A 24,990-nucleotide genomic window follows, 5' to 3' on the forward strand; every position below is an offset into this window, starting at 1 on the left:
AGTTATGGACCGACTGGGCACTCCAACTGATAGCGCTCAAACCCCATAAACATCGCTATTTTCAGCGTGGTCTCTATGCTCTATCCCTGATGCAGCAAGCTCTTTAGGTACGTTGTCACCCGTTAAGGTAGTCACCCGTGGCCTGGAGAAAGCAGCGGGTACTCAAACTGGCCATCTTGCTGTCCCCGACGTAGAGCAACCCGGACTGGCGCAGGGTCTGACGTACTTGCTCGATGGCGGGTATGTAAAGGGGGTCGTCGGCTCGATGCCCGGCAACAATCTCGGTCGCTATCGGCAGCCCGAGTGGATCTAGGGTCGCGAGCATCAGCTTCAGTTGGGGCAGGTCAGGGCGATGGTCTTTGCTATGACCATACTGAAACAGCCCAGCCTCATTGACACTCCAATCGCCGCTGATGCTGGTGCTATCCAGTCGCAACCGTTCCGGGTGCAGGTCATACACCTGAATCTGACGTTGATTCAGAGCCGGTTCAAACAACGCCCAGCCGGCATCATCGCTGAGATATCGCAACACGCTTTCTAATCGGTCGTCGCTCAGGTCAAGGGCGCGAACCGGTTGCTGTATACCCAGTTGCAGGGTTTCTTGATGTCGACCCACCCACGCTTGAACAGGGTTCAAGCGGTGATCCGCTTGGGATAAAATATGGCTCAGCCAGACCACGGCCACCTGCCCCAAGCTGAGTCCTTGCCAGTTCCCGTGGGTAGGAAAGTAGTGGTCGAGTAGGGGTTGCACCTCCATCCGCTGCAGTTGGGCCAGTAGCAGGGGAATATCGTCAACCCGTTCTGTGATGACGGTTAGGGGAGTATTCATAGCCCAAACCTAACCCAATTGGCTAACCTCATCTAAAAATGAGCGAACCAGGAGCGTAAAAGCGCTAGTTCGATAAAAGCCTAGACACCGTTTCCCATGTTCCCAGCGCATAGAGCTGTTGGAGATGATGGGTGACGGTAGCTACAAACGCTGAAGGCTCAGACAAGTTACCAAAGATTTTTTCGATGTTGAGTAGCAGTGTCGGATCGTCTTTTCCAATCAGCGCTTTTTCTGTGAGTAGTGGCGACATTGGGTCATCAATGGGCAGCGGCTGCCCCTGGTCATCCGTACCGTTGAGGTAGCGCAACCAGAGCGCGATCGCAAAGCTTAAATAGGTTATCGATTCCCCCTGCGCTAGCTTGTCCCTCAGGCTTCCAAGTATGAACTTGGGTATCTTATCGGAACCGTTCAGACATAGCCGAGACAGCTGGTCGCGCACCTTCGGGTTGGCAAATCGCCCTTCAGGAAGATTCAGCTAAGAATCGTTCCGCTTCGGCCTCGAAAATTTCGATCAGCTCAAAATCCATATAGTGATACTCGTCTGGTATGTCCAGTACCTCGATGCGTTTGTGGTGGAGTAGTTGCGGAAACTCTGCCCGCAACCGTTGCTGATGTTTGGACTCCATTGCAAAAATGATGTCGGCCCAGTCAATATCGCTAGCGGTCACCGTTCTCTTGGCTTTGGGGCTAGTCCCTGCCGATCGCACGCTGATGCCTGGATATTTGCGCCATACTGCCTCTGCTGTCGGACTGCGCCACTGGTTGCGGCTGCAAATAAAGAGAATATTCATCGCTTAATTGAGCGGAGTGGTGTGTCACATAGCGTTAGCGGCATCAACGGACAAGAATAATCAGGAGAACATAATGACAGAACCTGTAGTCTGCCTGGGCGAGTGCTTAGTTGATCGACTGTTTCAAGTCGGTGTCGCCGTCCAGAACAATACCCAGAACTGGACTGACTATCCCGGTGGAGCACCGGCCAATGTTGCGGCGGCGATCGCCAAACTGGGCACCCCCACTCGCGTGGTCAGCGCCTTAGGCCAGGATAACCTGGGCGACTGGCTGCTCCAAGTTTTGCAGAAGCAAGGAGTGCAGTGTCAGATCCAGCGAGTCGTTGAGGCTCTGACCCGGACGGTACTGGTAACGAGAAACACAACCGGCGATCGCAAATTCATCGGCTTTAGTACCCCCGACCCCACCGCCTTTGCCGACGCCTACCTCTCCCCTGAATGGATCGACACCGTGGATTTTAGCGGCGTAGACTATCTGGTCATGGGTACGCTGGGGCTGGCCTACCCCACCACCGCCCGCGCTATGGCACGGGCGCGAGATCGGGCTCAGCAAGCGGGAGCCAAACTGGTTATTGATCTGAACTGGCGTCCGGTGTTTTGGCTTGTTCTGGAGACCGCACCCAAAACAATTCGAGAATTTCTCGCGGCGGCCAACCTGCTCAAGCTCTCCCGCGAAGAAGCCCTGTGGCTGCTGAATACCGACGATGCCGCCGATATTTGTCGGCAGTTCCCTCGCGCCCAGGCGGTGCTGCTCACCGATGGCGGCAACGGCAGCACCTGCGCCACGCAGCACCACAGCGTCACCCTACCCGCCTTTGCCGTTGACAGCCTCGACACCACCGGGGCCGGGGATGCCTTTCTGGCCGGAGTGATTCACCAGCTTTGTCAGCGGGGGTGGGATTGTCTTCAGCACGCTGAGCAGATCGAGGAGGTTTTGCGCTACGCCAGCGCTGTAGGGGCGCTAACGACGCTGAAACCGGGGGCGATCGCGGCCCAGCCCACCCCCCATGAGGTGGCTGCCTTTTTGCACCTCCACAACCTTACTTCTGGCTGACTGTATAGTGATGGCTAGTTCGCTTAGGACACGGGCAACCGCCAACAGCAAGAACTGGGGCAGCGCACTGGCATGTAGCCATCGCTTTGGGAATCCTGCAACGTCCTAACCCTCCTGGCGATGGCTATACATGGCCTGAAACGGAATTTGTCCTCAGTTGTAGAGATACATAGTAAATGAACAGCTGGTTAGGACAGGCTACAGCCTTATTCATGTTGATTAAGTACAGTCCAAAGGGAACAGGGAGTAGGTGACAGGGAACAGAGCGTACTTGTTTCACTTGCACAACGCTATAGATCGCTAGCAACCTCGGCATAGAGCGCTTTCTTTTCGTTCTTCTGTCTTCTCTTTTCGTTCTTTAGCTATGGCTCCAGCTCCAGCCCAATCTCAAAGCGTCCTATATAGCCCTCCTCAGCCTGGGCAATCGGCAGGGTTAGCTGCTCGCCGCCGCTGCGAAAGATGCCGTCGTTCGAGTTGCGGGTGGGGCGTTGGCCGCGATCGCGGTAGGGAGCCTGGGCATAGATGCGATCGCTGAGGGCATCGTCAAAGTAAAGCTGTGAGGTAAATTCGTAGTTCTGCCCAGCTACCGAACTACCGCGAATTTTGAAATGAATATGCACGGCTCTACCCGGATACCACCCCGGATAAACCGTGATGAACTCGGCTATTCCGTCAGCATTGGTGACTTGAGAGCCGCGCAGAAATTTCTGCCCTACGGTGCTGGCCCGGCGATCGGCCACGTCTGAGTAAACCCCGGCGGCGTCACAGTGCCAGACATCGACCATTGCCCCCGCCAGTGGTAGACAGGCATTGCTACCCACCTGCGACACCCGAAACTGGAGCGTCAGGGGTAGGCCGGGTTTGACCGCACCCGTCGTCGGGTCAGGGCGAATATCAGAACGATTCAGCCCTTCATCCACAAAGAAAGGGCCTGCCGTCTGTTGCGGACGCACAGTGCAGGTTGGTTGCCCCGCCGCCTCTGGCGAAGCTTGGGCAGAGGTGTCGCTCATGGCAGCAGAGCCACCAGCAGAGCCAGAGAGCTGACGGAAACATCCAAACAGCGAAACGAGCATGGTGCCGCCGATGAAGCCCAGCAGGTCTCGTCGCCTAGGGCCGCCGTCATTGATATCTGGTCTTGGCATGATGGCTCTGTAATTGGCAGAGGCGATCCCCTTTACTTTATCGGCTCGGCTGGGATGGCGGCACCATAGGCTCAATGACTTAGGGTAAAGAGAGTCACAAACGCGATGGGTAGACCATGACCATGGAACAGGACGGGCAGAAGCGGGTAGTGGTGGTGGGCGCGGGCTGGGCAGGCTTGGGCTCGGCCTACCATCTGGCCCGCCAGGGCTACGCGGTTACTTTACTTGAGGCTGGAGCCTACCCCGGTGGCCTGGTGGCAGGCTGGCAAACCGCCCAGAGTCGCGCTGTCGAGGCGGGTATTCACGGGTTTTGGTATCCCTACCGCAATATTTTCGCCCTAACGGATCATCTGGGCATTCAGCCCTTTACCCAGTGGACGCGATCGGCCCAGTATTCGCCCCAGGGGCTAGAGGTCGAGTCGCCGCTGTTTCAGGCCCAGCCCTATCTGCCCACGCCGCTGGGGACCTTTCTCTATACCGACTTCAAGCGGCTGCCGCTGATCGATCGCCTGTCGGCTCTGCCGCTGCTGCAAGCGCTGATTGATTTTGATAATTCCGACGAGGCCTGGCAAAAGTACGATCGCATCACCGCCCGCGAACTGTTTCGTCAGTACGGCGTATCGGCCCGGCTTTACCACGAATCGTTCGAGCCCATGCTGCTGGTAGGGCTATTTGCGCCGGGGGAACAGTGCTCGGCGGCGGCGGCATTGGGCATGCTCTACTACTTCATTCTGGCTCACCAGCCCGACTTTGACGTGCGCTGGTGTCGGGGTACGGTGGGGGCGCAGATCTTTCGGCCCTGGACGGAGGCGATCGAGCGGGCCGGGGGCAAGATTCTGGCCAACCATCGGGTGTCAGATGTGACGGTGGAAGATAACCAAATTACGGCGGTGGTCTGCGGTGACGAGGTGTTTGACGCCGATGCGGTGGTGTTTGCGGTGGGCATTAGCGGGCTGAAGAAGATTGTGGAGCAGTCGCAGGCATTGAGGGATCGCCAGGAATTTCGCGATATCCGTAACCTGGGCGCGATCGACGTGCTGGCCACGCGGCTGTGGTGCGATCGCAAGATCGATATCCCCCTGCCCTCCAACGCCTGCTTTGGCTTTCACCCCACCACGGGCTGGACCTTCTTTGATCTCAACGCCCTCCACGACGAGTACCGCGACGAGCCCGGCACCGTGGTCGAGGCTGACTACTATCACGCCAACCAGCTGCTAGCCCTGGATGATGACCAGGTGCTAGGGCAGGTGCAGCAGGATTTGGCGGGGTGTATTTCTGCCTTTGGTGACGCAAAGATTATCGACCATGCCGTGGTGCGCATTCCCCAGGGGGTGACCCACTTTGCCCCCGGCAGCTACCGCTACCTGCTGCCCGCCACCACCAGCTTCGACAACCTGTTTATGGCGGGCGACTGGATTGTGACTCGCCACGGCTCTTGGTCGCAAGAGAAAGCCTATGTGACCGGGCTAGAGGCGGCGAACCGGGCGATCGCGACGTTAGGCCAGGGACAGCCTGCGGAGATCTTGCCAGTGATTCCGGATGAGCCCCATATTCAGGCGCTACGGGCTGCCAACCGCTGGGTGCGGCAGGGGTTAAAGGGGTTGCCCGACTTCTGGCTGCCCTAGGCTTCAAAATCTGGACTGGAGAACCAAAGCTCCAGAGGGCGACAGAAATCTACTGGGGTTTAACACGGAAGGTAGATATTAGTGCCGGGATCTTCAATAAAATTTATATTGCGTTATAATGATGTTACACATCGTGGAAAGTCAACTATGGATATTCGTGAACAACTGACTTTAGAGCAGCAGTTTGAGCTTCAGGTCTTTGAAACTCAGGTTCAAACTCTCTCCCCAGCAGATGCCAAGACTCTCCTTGTCCAGTTGCGAGAAGCCATGCTGTACCAAACCACCACGTTCCGCGAAATTCTCAAGGAAGCCTGGGGTATCGGCAAAGATATCGACTTCACCTTAGAAGCGCTCATAGAAGAGTAGCTTGACCGGGATGGAGTCATGAATACGTATGGTCAGTCAATGGATATCTCGCCACTGCGGCAGCTTTAATCAGGCTCACTTGAGCCTCTATTGGGCTAGCTTGATTTTACTAATGTGGTTCGTTAGTTTGGCAGGTGCACTTACTCTGTTCAATGTCCAAACCCAGGCCACCTGGTTGCTTTTTGGGGTTTTTGTTAGAACCTTCTTGCACACGGGTTTATTCATTGTTACCCACGAGGCCATTCATAACAATATTTCTGGCTATCCCAGGCTTAACGATGCCTTTGGGTACGTAACCTCATGTCTATACGCACTGTTACCCTATCGGCTACTGGCTAAAAACCACCGACTTCACCATCGCTTTCCTGCGACCAAACGAGATCCTGATCATCACAGTAGAGAGATAAAAGGTTTCTGGGCTTGGTATATCAAATTCATGGTGACGTATCAGGCAGATGGACAGGTTTGGGTATCTTTGATTGGCATTGGCGCAATTTTCTGTGCCTTCATGACGTGCCACGTCTCAATGGCTAATGTGATGCTTTTTTGGATTATTCCCATGGTAGTCAGTTCTTTGCAGCTGTTCACCTTTGGTATTTTTCTGCCCCATCGACAGGGTGGTAATTCATCTGAATATTGTCACGGTATTAAGAGCATTAATCTGCCAGTTTTCTGGTCGTTCATCACTTGCTACCATTTTGGTTATCACTTAGAGCATCATCTACATCCTCATTTGCCCTGGTATCAACTGCCTCAAGTTTACAGGAGCAGCAAGGCATAGTGTTTACTCAGCTTTTCTGCATCTCAATTCAATACGTGACATAGAAGCATTTCAATGAAAGTGCGACTTACCGATAACTTTCCTAAGTATCAAAATATCTTGGCAAGTGTTACGTACGGGAGATAAGAGCTTTGCGCCCTGGTAACTTTGAATAGATTTTGATGTCTCCTTAGAAAATTCTCTATCGTCAGAAAAGAGAAAACCATGAATAACTTGGTAAAGGAAAAGGAGTGTCAAGATGTATAATGTCAACAAATCCTATGCTTACTTAAAATCTCTGTATCAATAGAGTTTGCTTTTGCATAGTCTAGATTTTGATAGATTTCCTTAGCTTTTAGCAGGGTTGAGGTTTAGTTATAGCCCTTAATGGAGGCATAATATGCCCTTTACAATTGATTCAGCTCGGTCCATTTTTCCCAGCACCCTGAGTGCCGATGCTGTACCTGCAACGATCGCCCGATTTAGTCAGCTCAATGCTGAAGACCAGTTAGCCCTGATTTGGTTTGCTTATTTAGAGATGGGTAAGGCTATCACGATTGCGGCTCCCGGTGCGGCCAGCATGCAATTTGCCGAGCCCACCCTGGAAGAGATTCGGAAGATGCCCTTCCAGCAGCAGTCGCAGGTGATGTGCGACTTAGCCAATCGGGCCGATACTCCCATCGGTCGTGCCTATGCAGCATGGTCTCCAAACATCAAATTAGGGTTTTGGTACCGTTTAGGTCAGTGGATGGAGGAAGGAAAAGTTGCCCCCATTCCGGAAGGCTATAAGCAATCTGCCAACGCCGCAGCCGTGCTGCAAGCGATCAGGAACCTAGAGTCGGGCCAGCAGATTACGGTACTGCGTAATGCTGTGGTAGATATGGGCTTCGATACGAGCAACTTGGGGTCGTACCAGCGAGTGGCTGAACCCGTGACGCCCCCTCAGGATATAGGCCAGCGCACGAAGGTCACCATTGAAGGCGTTGATAATCCAACCGTCTTGTCCTACATGAATAACCTCAACGCCAACGATTTTGACGCTCTGATTGAGCTATTCGTGGCCGATGGCGCATTACAGCCCCCCTTCCGCAAGCCTATCGTAGGCAAAGAGAGCGTTCTGCGGTTCTTTAAGGAAGAATGCCAGAATTTGAAGCTGATCCCTGAGCGGGGGGTATCTGAACCAGCCGAGGATGGCTTTACCCAAATCAAGGTGACGGGCAAATGCCAAACCCCTTGGTTTGGGGCCGGGGTGGGCATGAATATTGCCTGGCGGTTTTTGCTCAACCCAGAGGGCAAAATCTTCTTCGTCGCCATTGACCTGCTGGCGTCTCCTAAGGAACTCCTGAATCTAGCCCGCTAGCCCTGGCTGATTGAGGTTGACAGGCTGTTGATTGGCCGCCCCTTGCGGAGACAAGGGGCGGTTTGCTGGTTGGGCTTTGACTAAAACCTGAGGATAATGCAAAGTTCTGTAAAGTATTCTAATATTGAGAGATATTAAAGTAGTTGATTAATTCTCTCAATAATTCATGGAACAGGTGACTGAAAATCGGTGGTCAACTCAGGAAAAAACCATCGCTAAGGCGGCGTTGAGCGCGGCCCAGCAGCGCGAGTTAGAGTCTCTAATCAAGGTCGTGCGCGAAACAGCGGGCCAGGTCACCTCTATTGACGAGGTTTGGCATCTGCATGACTTCTTGAGCGCCCGTCGCTTTGACATCGATGGCAAATACGACGACAGGGAAGACGAGATTTTGTTTGTGCTCGCCAAGCTGAAAAAAGATGGCTGGGTGTTGTCCGAGGACTTGGCTGGGTTAGAATCGGCCAAAATTTCTAAAATAACGGCTCTAACTCGGGTTTTGTAGACTCAGCACAGTCTGGCTGGTACAGCTTTACCATTACCTGGATATGGCATATATCAAAGCCGTGTTGGTTTTACTAACTACTAGGGCATCGGTACAGTATGGCTAAAAACCCGGTTTCTTTGTCACTGCCCTAACGGCATGACTGGCATTCTGGCCGAGAAACCGGGTTTCTGTACCGGCGTTCTAGGCCTCAAGTAGAGCTTGGCTTCGGGTTGTTGTAGACAAAGCGCTCGAAGGCACTCTGGTTGAGCTGGTTCCAGGCATAGATGCGATCGCGAAAGCCGCGCCAGTCATCGTAGATGGCCTTAAAGTCAGCATCGCTGGCGGCAAACTCGTCATAGAGGTCAAAGGTGACCTCCTGGGCCGCGGTTAAAATCTCTGCACTGTACTCCCGCAGCTCTACCCCGCCCTCCACTAACCGCTGGAGCGCTGCATTATTGCGGGTCTCGTAGCGCGACAGCATTTCTAAATTGGCTTCAAAGGCCGCCGTTTTCACGATCGCCTGGTATACCTCCGGCAGCTTGTTCCACTCGTCGAGGTTAATCTGCACCTCCAGGGTGCTGCCGGGCTCCCACCAACCGGGATAGTAGTAGTACTGCGCCACCCGATTGAGGCCCAGTTTTTCATCATCGTAGGGGCCAACCCACTCGGCGGCATCAATTGCCCCGGTTTGCAGCGCCTGAAAAATTTCGCCTCCGGGCAACGTCTGCACCGTCACGCCCAGCTGGCTCATCACCTGGCCGCCCAGCCCCGGTATCCGCATTTTCAGCCCGGCCAGGTCGCTGATGCTGGAGATTTCGCGCCGAAACCAGCCCCCCATCTGCGCCCCGGTATTGCCCGCCGGAAACTGGATGACATTGAACTGGCCCGCATAAAATTCCTGAAGTTTCGCCAGACCACCGCCATCGTAGAGCCAGGCGTTTTGCTGCTGGGGAGTCAACCCAAAGGGCAGGCTGGCCCCAAACCCCATCACCGGGCTCTTGCCAATGTAGTAGTAAGACGCCGTATGGCCACAGGGCACCGCCCCCTGAGACACCACGTTCAGCACCTCTAGGGGCGGGGCAATCTCGCCCGCCGAGCGCGGCGAAATGGTAAACCTGCCGCCGCTCATAGCGCTGACGCGATCGGCAAAGGTCTGGGCTCCACCTAAAATGACATCGAGGGCCGCAGGCCAGCTGGTGGCCATTTGCCAGTCGATGCGCGGCAACTCGCTGTCACTGGCCCCATCTACCGCTGGATCTGAGCCCTGGGCACAGGCGGTGAGGCTAGCCGTCGCCGCTGCGGCAGTACCGTAGGCTGCCGTCTTCACTAAATTGCGACGCTTCATATGCCTACCCCCAGCACAACAAAAACTGGAGATAATTGTCGTACACAATGATTCTCGGCGGTAAATCCAGTAGGAAATCGTAAACTGACGCCCGGGTTGAGGATGCTTCCTGGATCATGGCTCTCCCTCTGCCGCCATCGACCCCGAACAAGCTGTTTTATGATGGCAAGATGCAAGAACTCACCATCACCCGGCCCGACGACTGGCATTTGCACTTGCGCGACGGCGCAGCGCTCAAGGCGGTGTTGCCCCACACGGTGCGTCAGTTTGCCCGCGCCATCATCATGCCCAACCTGAAGCCACCCGTGCGCACGGTGGCCGATGCCGCCGCCTACCGCGATCGCATCCTTACTGCCGTGCCAGCGGGCCAATCGTTTGAGCCTCTGATGACCCTCTACCTCACCGATAACACCAGCGCCGAAGAGATTGTCGCGGCCAAAGCATCGCCGTTTGTCACAGCGGTCAAGTACTATCCGGCGGGGGCCACGACCAATTCAGACTTCGGCGTGACGGATATGAGCAATTGCGATCGCGTATTTGACGTGATGCAGCAGGTAGACCTGCCGTTGTTACTCCACGGCGAGGTGACCGATCCAGCGGTGGATGTATTTGATCGCGAAAAAGCATTTATCGAGAAACATCTGATTCCCCTCAAGCAGCGCTTTCCCAACCTGCGCGTGGTGCTGGAGCACATTACCACCACAGAGGCTGTGGAGTTCGTCTTAGCTACCCCCCAGATCGCGGCCACCATCACTCCACAACATCTCTTGTTTAGCCGCAATATCCTCTTTAAAGGTGGCATTCGCCCCCATTTTTATTGCTTGCCAATTTTGAAACGAGAGCGGCATCGTCAGGCCCTGCTACAGGCCGCCACCTCTGGCAATCCCAAGTTTTTTCTCGGCACCGACAGCGCTCCCCACCCCCGCGACAGCAAAGAAAGTGACTGTGGCTGCGCCGGGTGCTATTCGGCGCTGCACGCCATGGCGCTATACGCCGAAGCCTTTGAGAGCGCTGATGCCCTGGACAAGCTGGAGGCATTCGCCAGCTTCTATGGGCCAGATTTTTATCAACTACCGCGCAATACCGAGCAGATTACCCTGACCAAAACGACCTGGCGGGTTCCTGACGAAGTGCCGTTTGTTGAAGCAGGGCTCGTGCCTCTCTGGGCAGGGCAGGAGCTGACGTGGCAACTCGCTTGACCGGAGGTGGACTGACAAAACGGCTAAGATGCCCGTTGAGGCCACAGCAGCAACCAAGCCGTCTATCGAAACTCTGGTGGCTCAAAGTGTGCTCAGTAATCTTCCGCCTTCGGATGAGAATGCACCTCTTAAATGAAATACAAATACGCTAGAATAAAGGGTTGGATTATGGTGTTGATTCATACAAGGTAGACTAGTATATAGAGGGTCGAACGTCGGCTTCATGCCGTGTGTCTGAGTGGAAACCCTACTTAGACCTAGCCCCTCTTAGCTTTTCCAGTGTCAATGGATTACGATCGCTGTACCACTCTCCATAAGGTTTATTGCGCCTGTCGTCCAGATCCATAATCAGCCTGTACTTTTGGGCAAGCAGGCTAAAGAATTTTTCTTCCTCTCGCTCATAAAGGCGTTGCAGTGCCCAAAGGTAGTAATCAACGATCTGCAAACCTGCAACCTGCGATGGATAGACAGTTTCTATTGGGTTTACTTTGTCAACCCAACTACAAGAGATCTGCAATCGCTCTAATCTGAATTCGATATCACGATCGCATTGACGCGCCTACAAAATTGCCTACGGTTTGGGTAAAGATTAAGCTGCGTCTTTGAGGGCATTAAAGCTGTAGCTAACTTCGAAAACAGAGGACAATCGCATCGCAGATGTCAAGAGATCGAATCTCCTATTCTCCTTTACTTTCAGCAGCTTAATAGTACGCAGGCACTGAATTTACATGCATTCCCATCAGCCATTCCTAGCTAGACTATCAGCGCAGTACAATCAACCAAGCCGGTCGGGAGTCTCAAAATCTTGAAAACAAGCATATACATTGGGATCAAAAATGCTGATGGACTCTAAATCATTGATTGGCAAGACTAACTGAAAGTCTTTAACATCAATCATGGCAAAGGCATTAGGCTGCTCTCGAATTGCTTCATAAACAGCAGCGTAGTTAGTTGTAAACACCACTATTTTATCTTCCTTGTCTCTATAGCCCGAAAGCAGAGGCCATAGTAGCAAATAATCTTCACCCTTCAGAGATTCGTTAAGCTGGGAAATAAAACCGACGTATACTTTGCCGCTATTAAGTGTGATTGATACTTGTCGGTTTTCCGACAGCGCTTTTGCTTGAAAAACCTGAATTGGGCTACCAAACTTTTGGATATTAGTAATTGTCCAGCCTTCTTTCTTAAAGCGATTAATAAGCCACGATCCCAAAGGCCCTAGCAAAAAAGCTAAGGCTGCAGAGTCTAAATATGAATAACTGGAAGGAAAGAACCGCCCTAGAAGATCTGCACAACCTGGAATAAAATCTTTGCAAAGAGATACTAGGATGACAGCAAGGGAAAAGAGCACCGCTCCCGCTACAGCAGAATCAAACAACAGGCGATTCCCTGATGACTGTTTAGCTACATAATTTGTGACTGCACAGCGCGTTAGGAACAGATATCCACCCAGTAGGGGTAAAATCAGTTGATTTGCGCCAAACAACTAGCCATTCACCTCCCCTCGTTTTACATTTCGGCTGATTTGGATCCGCGAGGTTGCCTTTATCTGTCGCAATCCCGACTCGCTCTCGTAAATATCTTTAGGGCGTACGTAAGGAGTTCCCTTTCGGTTAATTCTGATCTTAGGCTTAGCCGCTCTGTCTTGCTCGTTCGACTGATCTTGGCCAGTCTCTGATGGCTCATAGCTCATATGTGTACCTATCTGCCTATGTACTCTAATTCTAAACCCTAGCAGAGAACTGAAATTCAATCTGTCCTCAAGAGGAGCGTGATATTGAGTTACGGCAGATTTTACAACAACTACAATATTGCCCAGCCGCAGCAGCTACCTAGCCTCCAACAGCTTAACTCTGGCTTCCACTCGATCTCGCAAATCTTGCTGATAATGAATTTCCAACTCAGCTACTGAAGCCTTGGGTCCTGGCATCAGCCTGTATTCCGCATCCCGGCGGCGATGCCGTTGATGGTCAGCAGTGCCCCCCGCAGCAGCTCACCCTGGCTGTAGCGCGATCGAATGATGCCCGTCGCCGCCTGGTCTTTGTACTGGCGCAGCCGCTTCAACAGCGCCACCTGCAAAAAGCCCAGGGGCACAATGGTGCCGTTGCGCAGGTAGACCGATCGCTGTAGGTCGGGGTCGCCATCCAGCAGGCGTTCGTTGTCGGTAATGCGCAGCACCATGTCCCGCGTCAGATAGAACTCCTGGGAAATGGAGCTAAACAGCTTCAAAAACCGCTCCATATCGTCAGGATGAGTGAGCTCGCGCACGTAGTGCTCGGCAATTTGTAGGTCAACCTTGGCCAGGGTCATCTCGACCTTAGAGACCACCATCTTAAAGAAGGGCCACTTGCTGTAGAAGTAGCGCAGCATCTTGAGGTGCTCTTCGGGTGCTTCGTCGAGAAACTCTTGCAGGGCAGTGCCTACCCCGTACCAGGAGGGCAGCAAAAAGCGGGCCTGGGTCCAGCTAAATACCCAGGGAATGGCCCGCAGGCTGCCCAGGTCTTTCTTGCCGCCGCGCCGGGAGGGGCGAGAGCTGATCTGGAGCTGACTGATCTCTTGAATTGGGGTGACCTGGTGGAAGAAATTGACCAGGTCGGGCTGTTCGTAGATCAGCTGGCGGTAATGGGTGCGGGAACGGGTCGCCAACTCCTCCATGGTGTCTTTCCAGGGCTGGATGTCATCGACGCTGTTGCTCAACAGGCTGGCCTGCATCACGGCGGTGGTGACTGTCTCCAGGTTATAGAGGGCCAGGTCAGAGAGGTTGTACTTGGAGGCCAGCACCTCGCCCTGCTCGGTGATCTTGATGCGTCCCTTAATGCTGCGCCCCGGCTGGGCCAAGATCGCTTCGTAGGCGGGGCCGCCGCCGCGCCCTACCGAGCCGCCGCGCCCGTGGAAGATGCGCAGGGAGACGCCGTACTGATCGGCGGTGGTCTGGAGTGATTGCTGGGCCTTGTGAATCTCCCAGTTGCTGCTGAGAAAGCCCGAGTCTTTGTTGCTGTCAGAATAGCCCAGCATGACTTCTTGCAGGGGGACTGGGGGCGGCTCGGCCACCCACCCTGGCCCCTGGTCAGCAGGTTGAGACGCCCGCCCCTGGAGCATGTTCAGGTAGAGGGGGAGCCGAAAGAGTTCGTCCATTACCGCTGGAGCCCGCTGCAGGTCTTCGACGGTTTCAAACAGGGGCACGGGCTGAAGGCTACTGAGCTCGGTAGAGGGGTCGTAGAGGCCCGCTTCTTTGGCCAGCAGCAACACCTCCAGCAGGTCACTGACGGTGTGGCTCATGCTGATCACATAGCTGCTACAGATGTCGGGGCCAAACTCCTGGTGGAGCTGCCGCACCATGTGCATGGTGGCAATGGTCTCGCGGGTCTTGTCGGAAAAGGGCAGCTCGCGGGGGGTGAGGGGGCGACGGGTGGTGAGCTCGCTGACCAGCCAGGTGATTTTCTCGGCCTCGGGCAGGTCGCTGTAGGGCTGGGGCAAAATCTGCAAGTACTGGGTGATGTCGTCGAGGGCGTCGGAGTGGCGGGTGCTCTCCTGGCGGAGGTCGAGCTGGGCCAGGTTAAAGCCAAAGATTTCGACCTGGCAGATCAGGATGCTGAGGTCTTGGCAGTTGAGCCCGGTAGCTTCGAGGTTGCGCTGAATTAGCCGCAGGTCGGCCAAAAATTCGTGCCCATAGCGGTAGATGGGCACACCGTTGGGGTCGTTGGAGTGGTCGGCAAAGGGGTCGCTCTTATAGAGCCGACGGCTACGATCGTGCGTATTTTGGAGGCGCTGCTTGATGTAGGCCAGCTTCAGGCGGTAGGGCTCTTGGCGGTAGCGAATCGCCAGCTCATCGTAGATATCGGGCATTTTCACCTGGTCTTGTTCCAGGGATTCGAGCAGCTCAGGCAGCACCTCGCTCCAGTGCAGTGACAGACTCAGCAGCTCCACCAGGCGTTCGATGGAGGCAATGTATTTCACCAATACCAGGTTGCGCTGGTAGCAGGCCGTTTTCCAGGTCACTTCAGGGGTAACCGAGGGGTTGCCATCGCGATCGGAGCCGACCCAGGAGCCAAACCGACAGAAGCGGTGGCGGGGTGGATCGAGCTCGGGGAACGTGGTGGCGATCGCCCGTTCAAACCGCTGATAGAGCTGGGGCAAGGCCTCAAACAGCACCACGTTGAAGTAGTGCAAGGTATAGTCAACTTCATCGAGCACCGAGGGCTTAAACTGGTGCAGCTCGTCGGTGCGCCACCAGAGACGAATTTCTTCGGTGAGCTGTTCTTTGAGTTCTTCAATTTCCCACGACGAGTCTAGGCCCAGGTTTTGGGCACTGTCTTCGGCGTGATCCATCTGGCGCAAAATACTGGCGATGCGACGCTGCTTATCGCGAATGGTATGACGCACAATTTCGGTCGGGTGGGCCGTGAAGACCAGCCTGACGTCGAGCTGGTCGATCAGGTTTTGAATCACCTGGGGGGGCACATTCAACCGCTTCAGCGTCGGAAACAGCCAGTGAAAGGTACCGGCTTCTTTGCGACTACCGTGGGGGTCGGCGATGCTGCGGGTCAGCAGGTCAGCCTGAAACAAATTGCTTTGAGGTTCTGGAGAATTAGTGTCGTTTCTGCCCCGAGGCATGCCAGCAAAGGGGCCTTGCTCAGATCGCTGAGCCAGTTCTGACGATTCGTAGGCAGCCCGATACTGCTGCTGCTGCCCTCGCTGCTCGTAGTGCTGCTCAACGATGTTGATGAGCTGAAAATAGAGCGCAAAGGCTCGCGAAGCGCGAATGGCGTCTTCGAGATCTAGCGCCTCGACCACCTCGACCACGGCTTTGACCCGCGCCTCGGCAGCGGTCGGGGCCTGTCCTTCGGGGGAACACATCTGCCTCAGCTGCTGTAGTAGCTTGAGTAGCTGGGGGCCACAGGCATGCTCCAGCACATTCTCCCACAGATCCTCGATCACCCGCAGCCGATGACGCAGTAGCAGATCTTGCCGGGAGGGCTGCTCCGCCACCGGGTCCAAAGGGCTAACGACAGTGGTCTGAGTTGCAGGCCGGGTATCCCCGGAGGAATGGAGCGTTGAACTCATGGGTATGGCAGAGAGAGAACGGGGATATCGCAAAGATTCTATAGGATTACCCTGTTTGGAAGAAGTTTATATAGATGAACATTTTGAAACGTTACAGCGATCGCATCTGCGGGTCAGAGTAGCCAATCGACTAACACTAGGGCGTTTGCCGACTTGACTCAAACCCCGATATCAGGGCTCGTCGTCGGTGGCAGACATCGTCTGCGGTACATTCAAGTTGGGCAGCCGCTCCCCAGCAAAGATTTGCTCACTGGCCAGACCGGCCTGGGTCAGACCATCGGCCAAGGCGCGGCCAACCAGTAACCCCAGCAGCAGCGGCGGCACCAGCAAGCCCACCATAATGTCAGTGTATTGGCCCATGGAGTATTGGCCCATGGACTCGCCTCTGGCCGAGGCTGAAGCAGATTGACTAGACATTGTCATAATGTAGAAAGAGAGCGTCGTCGGAACGAGAGCGCGTCAACCTAGGGTTGGGGTCAGCCCTAGGGGTCATAGGCCTCGATCATCCAGCTAGGCCAACTGCTAGCGTGGAGAATAAAAAATATACTAAATATAGTAGATAAGTAGCCCCCGGCTCGCCCAGAATTATCTAAGATTTCAGGTTTAGGGCCTTGCTCACAATCGAATTAATCCGGCTGAGTTGGAGAAAATGACCTAAAGTTTTTCAAATTACCCCAAAGAAATCGGCTGATTGCCGCTGGAGTTGGTATAAATTAAACCGACTACGCCGACGGGCGCTATTCACAATTCAGGAGCGTGGCCCCAACCAGCCCTTACTGCCTCCTATGCCTGTGTCTCTATCAAATCCAACGCTGAGTTCTAACTTGCCAGCCGCCAATGTTTTGAGCTGGTTACAGGAGGCTATGGGGTTGCCCACGGCAGAGCTGCATGTCAAGCTGCGGGGCAATATTCTGCATGTACTATGCGAAACTCCGGCGGCCCTAGATCAAGCGGCGGTACTGCTAAAGCTGGTGCGATCGCTACTGGAAGGGGGCGACGAGCTGGTGCGTCAGCACTACCCCCAGGTCTACCAACTCTATCTATACAGCCGCCTAGACAACGTCCCCACCCCCGATTGGACGGCCCCTATTTACCTCAATCGGCTAGAGCGCCACCTGGCCCAGCTGGTACTGCAAAACCAGGATGAAGCCGATATTAAAGCCACCCAGTCGCTGCTAGAGCAGTACACCCAGGGGCAACCCGAGCTGTCTTTGGGCGATGGCGGCAACGGTGTCATGGTGCTCTCCAACCTGAGTCTGGCCCGTAAGGGTGACCCCGAGGCCATTGCCTGGTACCTGAGCGAAACCCTCAGCAGCCTTGACGTGGGCGTGTGGGTGAGCATCAAGGCCATACCGGGTACCGCCCGCCTGCACCGCATGGCGATTGCCATCGACAATGAGTCGCCCGCTGAGACCGATGTCGAGGCAGATACCGATACCACGATCTCGCGCCTGTGGGTTCTCTGTGAAGCCACTTACAGTCCTGACCCCTCGCTGATTGCCCGACCCACCGCCGAGCGGCTGCGGCAGCTGCAGCTGACTCAGTTCAAAGATGCGGTGCTGCTGCTGCAGGTGCGGGGCGAAACCAAGCCCGACTGGAGCCTGCGCATCGATCTCACCCCGCCCGAGGAAATGCTGCGGGAGTGGGGCCGCTGGGGCGATACCGACGCGATCGCCCGGCTGCTGTCGGCAGCGGTGGCCAGCTGGCACCTGGGTGTGACCGCTGAGCTGACCAACGGCACCCTGCACCTGATCTGCTCTCCCCAGGGTGGCGACCACGACACCCGCCAGGGCGAAGGCCTCGCCGATCAGGAGGCCGTGCTAAACGCTCTCACGACACCGTTGCATGAGTTAGCGCCCCAGGGCATTCACCGGGCGGTGATCTACGGACAAGTGACCGCCGATGCCACTCCCGCCTGGGTGCATTACCTCGATCTGCCGGCCACCGAGCACAGCGCCCTAGCCGATACGCCCGAATACCTGGGCCAGACCGGCGACCTGCCCGCGATCGCATTTTTGCTCACCCGTCTACTCAACCCCAGCCTCGACGATCGCCTGGCGACGGGGGGTCAGCGGGTACAGCTGCTCCAGCGCGATGGGCTGCTGCACGTTATGGTAGACGGCCCGGTAGCCCCTCGCCGTCGCCTGGTGGCCCCGCCTATTCACCAATATCTGTTAGACCTCAGCCCCGTTGGCATTGAGGGAGTGCGCATCTATGGACGGCGGTCGGGCCAGTCGCAGCCCGCCTGGAGCTATGGTCACGATTTCTTAACCCGCGATCGGCTGGTGCCCGAGGCCACCCCCGAGTTCACCGCCTCAGAGACCTACGTCAACGAGCTGCTGGTGCGCCCCGATGGCCCTGTCACCGCTACCGACCTCGAAGCAGAGGACGACGACCAGGCCCTCAGCGAATGGATGCAAAACCTGTCCGCCCAGGGGCGGAGGCTGCTGCTGCGATCGCAGCTGTGCGCCAGCGTCACCGACGACAATCTGGGCGATCGGGTCGATAATCTCACCAATCTGGGCCGTTCAGACGGCCTTAAAATAGCCGTAGTATGGGCTGCTGTCGGTGTGCTGGTGGCGGTTCAAATCGACTGGCTATTGGGGCAGATCGTGGTGCCCTCAGCCCAGCAGGCCAGTGCCGAAGTGGTGACCCTCGAACCGCCCACCGCGTCTCCAGAAAATGCCTTAGAAAATGACCTGGCCCAGCTCGACTGGCCCACAGCCCAGGAGGAAGACTGGTCAGAGGATAACTTTACTGGGGCCGAGGACGATCCCTTGGCGACTAGTCCCAAGCAGCCCATAGTGGCCGTTGACGCCCTGGTCGATCAGGCCTCATTTTCAACCTTTAACAGCCAGCAGATGAATGAAAAGCTGGCCCTTTACTACCAGCACCTAGAGCAATCTGGCCCCCCAGATGTGATGGTCATCGGCAGCTCCCGTGCCCTGCGGGGGGTCGATCCGGCGGCCCTACGCCAGGAACTAGCAACCCTGGGCTACGACTCTATCAGTGTGTTTAACTTCGGCATCAATGGGGCCACAGCTCAGGTAGTTGACCTGATCATTCGCCAAGTGCTGGAGCCTGACCAACTGCCCAAGTTGATCATTTGGGCCGATGGGGCCCGGGCCTTCAATAGCGGTCGGCTCGATGTTACCTACAATGCCATTGCCGCCTCTCCCGGTTACCGAGAGGTCGCCAATCAGCGCGCTGAGGTGGCCGAGGCTACTTCAGCCGAAGACACTGGCCAGCTCACCCCGACTGGGTCATTGCCCAATAGCTATGCCGCCATGGACGAGTGGATCAGCAGCCAAATTGGCAGTTTTTCGGCAATCCACAGCGATCGCGATCGCCTCAAGAGTTGGCTCCAGCAGCAGTTGATCACCGCTACCCCCCAATCGAGCAGCACCAGCGAAGAAGCGCTCGATGCCCCCATGCCTGCGGGCAGCACCATCGACTTCGATGGCTTCTTAGCCCTGTCGGTGCGGTTTAACCCCGCCACCTACTACCAAGACTATGCTCGCGTTTCCGGCCTCTACGACGGCGACTACGAAAACTTCCAGCTCGATGGTCAACAGTCCCAGGCCTTTGAAAGCCTGCTGAGCTTCACCCAAGCCCAAAATATCCCCCTCGTCTTTATCAACACCCCCCTCACCGACGAATACCTGGACGACTACCGCCAGGAGGCCGAGCGAGAATTTTTGCAGCATATGCTCACCCTATCGACCACCGAGGGAGGCTTCCTCTTCCGCGACTTCGGCCAGCTGTGGCCCAAACGCTACGACTATTTCTCTGACCCCAGCCACCTCAACCGCTACGGCGCTTACCAGGTATCTACCCAGCTAGGGCAAGATCCACTGATTGCCTGGCCGCGCCCCACCACCCCGGTGACGCCATGACCTTACCGTCTCTGGTCTACGCCCTATTTTTAATCAGCGTCGTCGGCGTCTATTGGACGCTGGAGTCGCTCCAGGCGCGGCTGTGGCTGTTGATAGTAGCCAGCCTGATTTTCTATGCCTCAATTCAGGTACAGTACCTGCTGCTGATGGTAGCGGTGCTGCTGGTGACGTTTTTCATCGGTAATGCGATCGCCACCCCCCTCGACTGGCGCATTCCCAACCCCCGCTGGCAAATCGCCGAAAAAGGCTGGAACCGTCGCCGTACCCACCTGCTTTGGCTCGGCATCGTGATCAACGTGCTGCTGCTGCTGGGGTTTAAGTATGCCGAAGGGCTACTGCGCTGGGTGGGCATTGACCTCCCCACCGCCCCCGACAGTACCCTTGTCCGCATTGTCATGCCCCTGGGCATCAGCTTCTTTTGCTTTGAGTGCATTGCCTACCTGGTGGATGTCTACCGGGGTTCCCCAGCGGCGCTCAATTTCTCTGACTTTGCCGCCTACAAGTTCTACTTCCCCAAGCTCATCTCCGGCCCCATTACCCGGTTTCACCCCTTCATTGACCAGGTAGAGCAGCAGACCCTGCCCAGCCTTAATACCGCCGTCGAAGGGCTGTGGCTAATCGCCTACGGGGCCACCAAAAAGCTGCTAATTGCTGACCATATCGCTATTTTGGTCAACCTCAGCTTTGATAATCTAGAGCGGGCGGGCAGCGCCGATATCTGGCTGGCCACCTTTGCCTATGGCCTACAGCTCTATATCGACTTCAGTGCCTACGTCAACATTGCCCGGGGTAGCGCCCTGTTGATGGGCATTAATCTGCCCCAAAACTTTGACGCCCCCTACTTCACCACCAGCCTGGCCGACTTCTGGCGGCGCTGGCACATGACCCTGGGCGACTGGCTACGTAACTATTTGTACTTTCCGCTGGGAGGGTCGCGGCGGGGGGTATTGCGCACCTGCCTCAACCTCATGATTGTGATGGTGATTGCAGGCATTTGGCACGGCAACAACTGGGGCTTTATCATCTGGGGGGCACTCCACGGAGCGGGGCTGGTGGCGCATCGCCTGACCCAGACCTTAGGCAAGGCCCGCCCGCCCGTACAAGAGTTTTGGCCCACCCTGCCGGGCATTGGGCTAGGTTGGCTGCTCACCCAGGGGCTAGTATTCTTTAGCTGGTTGTTCTTTCGCCTACCCGATCCACAGCAGTTTACCCTGGCCCTACAGCGAGCCTGGGGCACCCCCGCCGACGCGCAGTTTGGCCAGCTGGTGTATTTAGAATCCCTGGGCTTTAGCTTTAGCCAACTGCTGCTGCTGCTGTGGGGCGTAGTGGGTCTGATGGCGGCGTCTTACCTGGTCAAGCAAGGGTTCAAGCTAGAGCTGAGCTGGCCGGTGAAGCTCATGCTGGTGCCGGTATTTAGCCTGTTGGCCTGGCTGCTGGCCCCAGCGGAGACGCTGCCCTACATCTATTTCGACTTCTAACCCTGAGATGGCAAACCCAAGCACCCGAACAGCAATCGCATCCGCCAACCAAAGCGCCATACTGCGGCCCCCTGACTTCTACTTGCCCACCACGTCTCGCTGTATTCCCGAGGGATGGCCACCCGCGATATCCAGACCCAGTTACAGGAGCTAACACTGGGGCCAGTCTCTGCCCTCAGCACTGCACCCAGCGTAGATCGTCATCCATAGTCCGATGGTTGTGAGAGCAGAGGGAGAATTGGTGATCTGCTCTAGACTATTGCAGCGATCGCGTTACCAGCCAGCCCACCGTCTGGGGAAACACAATCACCAGTACCAGCACCACCAGCTGAATGACCATAAACGGTAACGCTCCCCGGTGAATATCTTCCGTACTCACCGACGCTGGAGCCACACTTTGCAGATAAAACAGCGAAAAGCCCACGGGCGGCGAGATAAACGCCGTTTGCAGGTTTAGCGCCATTACCACCCCAAACCACACCATATCGATATTGAGCGCCTGGGCCGCAGGCACCAGCAGCGGCATGGCGATAAAGCAAATCTCAATAAACTCCAAAAACACCCCCAGCAGAAAGATCGTGAGATTGGCCACCAAAATAAACGTCAGGTAGCCGCCGGGGAGATTGACCAGCAGGTTGGTAATCAGGGTCTTGCCGCCCAGGGCGTCAAACACCAGGCCAAAGAACGACGAGCAGATCAAAATAATCATCACCACCCCGGTAACAATGGCGGTGGAGTGGGCCGCATCCATCATCAGCTTGACGGTGAGGCGACGGTTCAATGCCGCCAGGCCGCAGGCCCCGACCGCCCCGACGGCTCCGGCTTCGGTGGGGGTGGCCAGGCCAAAGAAAATGCTGCCCAGCACCAAAAAAATCAGGATTACCGGCGGCACAATCGCCTTGATGGTGCGCCCCAAGAGTGCCAGCCCCCCCATTTGGCGCATTTCGAGTGGCAGGGGCGGGGCGGTGTGGGGCCGAAAAAACGCCACCGCCACCACGTAGAGAGCATACCCCCCGGCCAGCAGTAGCCCTGGAATCAGTGCGCCCAAAAACAGATCGCCCACCGAGACCCCAATCTGGTCGCTCAGCACCACCAGCACCAAACTGGGGGGAATCAGCTGGGCCAGGGTGCCCGAAGCCACAATCGCCCCGGTGGCCAACTGCTTGTCATAGCCGTAGCGCAGCATAATCGGCAGCGAAATCATGCCCATTAAAATTACCGTGGCTGCCACCACCCCGGTCGCAGCGGCGAGCAGCGTGCCCACCAGCACCACCGCCAGCGCTAAGCCCCCGCGCAGTGGCCCCAGCACAATGCCCAGGGTTTCTAGCAGCTCTTCGGCCAGACCCGACTTCTCTAGCACCGCCCCCAAAAATACAAAAAACGGAATTGCTAGCAGGGTGAAGTTGGACATCGTGCCAAACCAGAGGTTGGGCAACAGCAGTAGCCGAGCTGGGTCAAAGGCCCCCACCAGCCAGCCCACCAGCCCAAAGATCAGCCCCGTGCCCGCAAAGGAAAAGGCCACCGGGTAGCCGCTCAGCAGGAGCAGCAAAAAGCCCACAAACATGGCGATCGCTAACCATTCGTAACCCATAGTGCTCCTTGACTAGGTCTGCTGTACGGCTACTCTACGGGCGGGAGTTCAGTCTCGACGCCGGGCAACGCAGCCCCTTGGAGATAGCCGCACCAGACGGCCCAGTACTTAATCGCCTGGGAAATACCCTGGGCTAACAGCAGGGTAAAGGCCACCAGCACCATGCTTTTAATCGGGGCGCGGGGCAAGCCATTGGCATCGGGAGACATTTCCCACTGGCCCCAGGTGCCGTCGGGCAGCAGCCCCCACGATTGCAGCACGGGGTTCACCGTCACCCACAGCCCCAGCAGACAGAAGGGAATGAGTAAGAGAGTGGTGCCCCAAAAGCCCACCATGGCCTTGCGTTGTGCGCTCCAGTCGGCCTCTAAAAAATCGACCCGGACGTTGGCACCCCGCAGCAAAACGTAGGGAAAGCTGAGCAAAAACGTCATCGAGAATAGATACCACTGCAGCTCAATCAAGCGGTTAGACGCCAGCTGGAGGCCGACAAATCGACCGATATAGCGGGCCATCACGTTATAAAAGCCCACCGCAATGGTTAGCAACACCAGCCAACTCAGCAGGCGACCGAGGGGATTGATAACGGCATCAATCGCCCTCGCCAGGTGCAGTAGTCGGTGCACAAAAACAGAACTCAGCACGCGTTTAGATCCTTTTACCCAGGGGCAAACATCGGGTGGATTGATAATATCAAACCCGGCTGGGGCGAAATGGTTGATGGCAATTTCACCGCTGGCCAAAATTCAGTGTGTTGAAATCTGAACCATGCAGTAAGCTTATCGGCAGGTTCAGGGCAAGTGTGGCTGAGGTTGCCCCGTGGCGACAGGTTTAGGTCATTGTCGGGAGCCTTGGCTCAGCCAGCCAGTAAGGCATTGCTGCCAAGACTAACGTTGCCAGACAAAATTCGTTTGAAGGGTTTGAGGAGTAACTCCATGAAAAGCTTAGGGCGTTGGATGGGGCGTATGGCATGGGCTTCCATGCTGGCGGTGGCAGCGGCTGCTACCGGGGCGGCGATCGCCCCCGAGAGCGCAGAGGCCCAGGTGGCCTACGGCAGCTACGTCGGTGTCGGTGCTGGGGTTGGCGTGACCAACGATGCGGTCACCGGCCAGGGCAGCGGTGTTCAAGGCTTAGTTTCTGGACGCTATCGACTGTTGCGGTACCCGGTGTCGGTGCGGGCCCAGGGCTTTTTGTTTGGCGGCCAGTTTGCCTTTGTGCCTACCGTTTCCTACGACGTGCCGCTGAGCTGGAACACCGATGTTTATGTCGGTGCTGGCGCTGCCTTTGTCGGCGGCGGTAATAACAATCCTTCCATTGTGGGTGACAAGACGTCGTTTGTGCTGCAGCCGGGGATTGACTATCTCTTCCCCAACAGCAACCTGGTGGCCTTTGGTAATGCCATTTTTGCCTTTGATGCCTATAGCCAGGGTGGCAACATGGCGATCTCGGTGCAGGGCGGTGTTGGCCTTCAATTCTAGAGGACTCAATTCTAGAGGACTCAGCCGACTGCTCTAGCCAGCTTTTCTTAGACCCAATTTAGGTTTCCGGTGCGGTTCGACAAATGAATAGCGCCGGATTTTTATGCGTAACAGGACAAATGTATTAGAATTAGCTGGACTGGTGGGTGGTTCAAGCCGTCTAGTTCAGTCGATGTTGTGGGCACTCGTTGCTAAGGGTCGTCTAATGGGGCTGAGTCAACCGCTGGGGTCGGTTATTCAGGGATCGCTAAGCCAGGGGCTAGAGGTACGTCTGCATCCCGATATCTCGGTGGAGGATATGCGGGTGGGCAAGTTTTTGGTGGTGCAGGGGCGGCGATCGCAGTTTTTTTGCATGCTCACCGATGTCACCCTGGGCACTGGTAGCCAGCGGATTTTGGCCCACCCGCCGGAGCCGTCGAACCTGTTTTTGCAGGAGGTGCTGGCCGGGACGGGCACCTACGGCACGATTAACCTGACGCCGATGCTGATGTTTACCCAGGGGGAGGATGGGAGTGGGGGAGATGTCTCTTATAC

Annotated in this window: 21 protein-coding genes; 11 read left to right on the forward strand and 10 right to left on the reverse strand. The window is 56.0% G+C overall.

Annotated elements, in window-relative coordinates:
* Nucleotides 1–115 precede the first annotated feature (115 nt).
* The 3 genes from IQ254_RS17535 to IQ254_RS17545 form a co-directional block, all read right to left on the reverse strand.
* Nucleotides 116–829 (reverse strand): hypothetical protein, encoded by a 714-nt coding sequence (locus IQ254_RS17535; protein WP_228040826.1) that lies wholly within the window; start codon nt 827–829, stop codon nt 116–118.
* A gap of 64 nt (nt 830–893) precedes the next feature.
* Nucleotides 894–1,304, reverse strand: coding sequence for a hypothetical protein (locus IQ254_RS17540; protein WP_193967468.1), 411 nt, complete (start codon nt 1,302–1,304; stop codon nt 894–896).
* Nucleotides 1,291–1,620 carry a low molecular weight protein tyrosine phosphatase family protein gene (locus tag IQ254_RS17545; RefSeq protein WP_193967455.1) on the reverse strand — a complete coding sequence of 110 codons (330 nt, stop codon included), beginning with the start codon at nt 1,618–1,620 and terminating at the stop codon, nt 1,291–1,293. The genes IQ254_RS17540 and IQ254_RS17545 overlap by 14 nt, the downstream gene beginning before the upstream one ends.
* A gap of 73 nt (nt 1,621–1,693) precedes the next feature.
* Between IQ254_RS17545 and IQ254_RS17550 the strand changes: the two genes are divergently transcribed.
* Nucleotides 1,694–2,674 (forward strand): carbohydrate kinase, encoded by a 981-nt coding sequence (locus IQ254_RS17550; protein ID WP_193967456.1) that lies wholly within the window; start codon nt 1,694–1,696, stop codon nt 2,672–2,674.
* 362 nt (nt 2,675–3,036) lie between these two features.
* Here the strand turns inward: IQ254_RS17550 and IQ254_RS17555 are convergent, their stop codons facing one another.
* Nucleotides 3,037–3,816 (reverse strand): intradiol ring-cleavage dioxygenase, encoded by a 780-nt coding sequence (locus IQ254_RS17555; protein ID WP_228040827.1) that lies wholly within the window; start codon nt 3,814–3,816, stop codon nt 3,037–3,039.
* 116 nt (nt 3,817–3,932) lie between these two features.
* Between IQ254_RS17555 and IQ254_RS17560 the strand changes: the two genes are divergently transcribed.
* The 5 genes from IQ254_RS17560 (at nt 3,933) to IQ254_RS17580 (ending at nt 8,426) form a co-directional block, all read left to right on the forward strand.
* Nucleotides 3,933–5,441: an FAD-dependent oxidoreductase gene (locus IQ254_RS17560; RefSeq protein ID WP_193967457.1), complete on the forward strand. Its 1,509-nt coding sequence runs from the start codon at nt 3,933–3,935 to the stop codon at nt 5,439–5,441.
* Nucleotides 5,442–5,588: 147 nt separating this feature from the next.
* Nucleotides 5,589–5,807: an NblA/ycf18 family protein gene (locus tag IQ254_RS17565; RefSeq protein WP_193967458.1), complete on the forward strand. Its 219-nt coding sequence runs from the start codon at nt 5,589–5,591 to the stop codon at nt 5,805–5,807.
* Nucleotides 5,808–5,835: 28 nt separating this feature from the next.
* Entirely contained in the window at nt 5,836–6,588 is a 753-nt protein-coding gene (locus IQ254_RS17570) for a fatty acid desaturase (protein WP_193967459.1), read from the forward strand.
* Nucleotides 6,589–6,967: 379 nt separating this feature from the next.
* Nucleotides 6,968–7,927 (forward strand): orange carotenoid-binding protein, encoded by a 960-nt coding sequence (locus IQ254_RS17575; protein WP_193967460.1) that lies wholly within the window; start codon nt 6,968–6,970, stop codon nt 7,925–7,927.
* Nucleotides 7,928–8,093: 166 nt separating this feature from the next.
* The gene (locus tag IQ254_RS17580) at nt 8,094–8,426 is read left to right on the forward strand and encodes a hypothetical protein (RefSeq protein ID WP_193967461.1); all 333 of its coding nucleotides are present in this window, start codon (nt 8,094–8,096) and stop codon (nt 8,424–8,426) included.
* 190 nt (nt 8,427–8,616) lie between these two features.
* On the opposite strand, the gene IQ254_RS17585 is transcribed toward IQ254_RS17580, so the two are convergent.
* Entirely contained in the window at nt 8,617–9,753 is a 1,137-nt protein-coding gene (locus IQ254_RS17585; RefSeq protein WP_193967462.1) for a TRAP transporter substrate-binding protein, read from the reverse strand.
* Between the two features lie 170 nt (nt 9,754–9,923).
* On the opposite strand from IQ254_RS17585, the gene pyrC reads away from it, so the two are divergent.
* Nucleotides 9,924–10,952 (forward strand): dihydroorotase, encoded by a 1,029-nt coding sequence (pyrC, locus tag IQ254_RS17590; protein ID WP_193967470.1) that lies wholly within the window; start codon nt 9,924–9,926, stop codon nt 10,950–10,952.
* Between the two features lie 775 nt (nt 10,953–11,727).
* On the opposite strand, the gene IQ254_RS17595 is transcribed toward pyrC, so the two are convergent.
* The 3 genes from IQ254_RS17595 to IQ254_RS17605 form a co-directional block, all read right to left on the reverse strand.
* Nucleotides 11,728–12,438, reverse strand: a complete 711-nt coding sequence (locus IQ254_RS17595) for a hypothetical protein (RefSeq protein WP_193967463.1) — start codon at nt 12,436–12,438, stop codon at nt 11,728–11,730.
* Nucleotides 12,439–12,881: 443 nt separating this feature from the next.
* Nucleotides 12,882–16,016 (reverse strand): phosphoenolpyruvate carboxylase, encoded by a 3,135-nt coding sequence (ppc, locus tag IQ254_RS17600; RefSeq protein WP_193967464.1) that lies wholly within the window; start codon nt 16,014–16,016, stop codon nt 12,882–12,884.
* 171 nt (nt 16,017–16,187) lie between these two features.
* Nucleotides 16,188–16,433, reverse strand: a complete 246-nt coding sequence (locus IQ254_RS17605) for a hypothetical protein (RefSeq protein WP_228040829.1) — start codon at nt 16,431–16,433, stop codon at nt 16,188–16,190.
* 368 nt (nt 16,434–16,801) lie between these two features.
* Here IQ254_RS17605 and IQ254_RS17610 point away from each other — a divergent pair, with 368 nt between their 5' ends.
* Nucleotides 16,802–19,912: a DUF1574 domain-containing protein gene (locus IQ254_RS17610; RefSeq protein WP_193967465.1), complete on the forward strand. Its 3,111-nt coding sequence runs from the start codon at nt 16,802–16,804 to the stop codon at nt 19,910–19,912.
* Nucleotides 19,909–21,390 carry an MBOAT family protein gene (locus IQ254_RS17615; RefSeq protein ID WP_193967466.1) on the forward strand — a complete coding sequence of 494 codons (1,482 nt, stop codon included), beginning with the start codon at nt 19,909–19,911 and terminating at the stop codon, nt 21,388–21,390. Before IQ254_RS17610 ends, IQ254_RS17615 begins: the two co-directional genes overlap by 4 nt.
* Nucleotides 21,391–21,646: 256 nt before the next feature.
* Here the strand turns inward: IQ254_RS17615 and IQ254_RS17620 are convergent, their stop codons facing one another.
* Both IQ254_RS17620 and IQ254_RS17625 read right to left on the reverse strand, forming a co-directional pair.
* On the reverse strand, nt 21,647–22,981 hold the full coding sequence (locus tag IQ254_RS17620) for a TRAP transporter large permease subunit (protein WP_193967467.1): 1,335 nt from the start codon (nt 22,979–22,981) through the stop codon (nt 21,647–21,649).
* A 29-nt stretch (nt 22,982–23,010) separates the two neighbouring features.
* The gene (locus IQ254_RS17625) at nt 23,011–23,604 is read right to left on the reverse strand and encodes a TRAP transporter small permease subunit (protein WP_193967472.1); all 594 of its coding nucleotides are present in this window, start codon (nt 23,602–23,604) and stop codon (nt 23,011–23,013) included.
* A 309-nt stretch (nt 23,605–23,913) separates the two neighbouring features.
* On the opposite strand from IQ254_RS17625, the gene IQ254_RS17630 reads away from it, so the two are divergent.
* The gene (locus IQ254_RS17630) at nt 23,914–24,456 is read left to right on the forward strand and encodes a hypothetical protein (protein ID WP_228040830.1); all 543 of its coding nucleotides are present in this window, start codon (nt 23,914–23,916) and stop codon (nt 24,454–24,456) included.
* 205 nt (nt 24,457–24,661) lie between these two features.
* Nucleotides 24,662–24,990: HAS-barrel domain-containing protein (locus IQ254_RS17635; protein WP_278000342.1), on the forward strand; the 329-nt coding region annotated here is incomplete at its 3' end.

It is taken from the genome of Nodosilinea sp. LEGE 07088 (genome assembly GCF_015207395.1).
Taxonomy (GTDB): Bacteria; Cyanobacteriota; Cyanobacteriia; order Phormidesmidales; family Phormidesmidaceae; genus Nodosilinea.